Origin of the sequence: Burkholderia sp. AU4i (assembly GCF_000466765.1) — a bacterium.
GTDB lineage: Bacteria > Pseudomonadota > Gammaproteobacteria > Burkholderiales > Burkholderiaceae > Burkholderia > Burkholderia cepacia.
The window spans coordinates 1-1,253 of record NZ_ASSI01000355.1 but is presented as its reverse complement, the minus strand read 5'-3'; the positions used below and the strand labels follow the sequence as shown (position 1 = coordinate 1,253).

Sequence of the window (1,253 nt, the reverse complement as noted above, 5' to 3'; positions counted from 1 at the left end):
ACGGCAGGAAGCGCGACAGCATCGAGAAACGGCCCGGGCGCGCGCGGCCGGCGCCGGTGCTCGCGGCGCCGGCAGACACCGGCGCGGACGAAGTGGAAGCGGAGGTTCTCATCGTGGCATCCTCACTGCGTCAGCACGACGCCGCTGGCCGGCGACCACGACACGAACACGTCGTCGTTCCACGCCGGCGCGTTGTCGTTCATCAGGTGCGAGCTCGACAGGTTCGACACCACCGTCTTGCCGCTCGGCAGGCGCACGTGGTACAGCGAGTAGCTGCCCATGTACGCGATGTCGGTCACGACGCCGCGGGCCCAGTTGTGTTTCGTACCCGGTTTCTCGCGCGACACGTGCACGCGCTCCGGGCGCACCGAGATGCCGACCGGCATCCCGAGCGGGCCCGTCACGCCGTGGCTCACGTACATGCGTGCCTCGAGGTCGTCGCTTTCGACGAAGATGTGGTCGGGTTCGTCCTCGACCACACGCCCTTCGAACAGGTTGGTCGAGCCGATGAATTCGGCCGAGAAACGGCTGTTCGGATATTCGTAGACTTCGCCGGGCGAGCCGATCTGCACGATCTTGCCTTCGCTCATCACCGCGAGGCGGCTCGCCATCGTCATCGCTTCTTCCTGGTCGTGCGTGACCATCACGCAGGTCACGTCGACCTTCTCGATGATGTTCACGAGTTCGAGCTGGGTCTTCTGGCGGATCTTCTTGTCGAGCGCGGACATCGGCTCGTCGAGCAGCAGCAGCTTCGGGCGCTTGACCAGCGAGCGCGCGAGCGCGACGCGCTGCTGCTGGCCGCCGGAGAGCTGATGCGGCTTGCGCTTCGCGTACTTGCTCATCTGCACGAGCGCGAGTGCGTCGGCCACGCGTTCCCGGATCTCGTTCTTCGGCGTGCCTTCCTGCTTCAGGCCGAACGCGACGTTCGATTCGACCGTCATGTGCGGGAACAGCGCGTACGACTGGAACATCATGTTGACCGGGCGTCGGTACGGCGGCAGCGACGCGAGGTCCTCGCCGTCGACGAAGATCTTGCCGGAGGTGGCCGTCTCGAGCCCGGCGAGCATGCGCAGCAGCGTCGACTTGCCGCAGCCGGAGCTGCCGAGCAGCGCGAACAGCTCGTTCTTCGCGATCGTCAGGTTCACGTTGTCGACGGCCGTGCTGTCGCCGAATTTCTTCACGACGTTTTCGATGCGGACGAAAGATCGGAAGAGCACACGTCTGAACTCCAGTCACGTGAAACGATCTCGTAT

The 1,253-nt window shown here is 65.0% G+C and carries 1 pseudogene; it reads right to left on the bottom strand.

From position 1 onward, the window contains the following. Positions 1 to 122: 122 nt before the first annotated feature. Positions 123 to 1,202: pseudogene (locus tag L810_RS42430) on the bottom strand (ABC transporter ATP-binding protein); the annotation flags it as partial. Positions 1,203 to 1,253 lie beyond the last annotated feature (51 nt).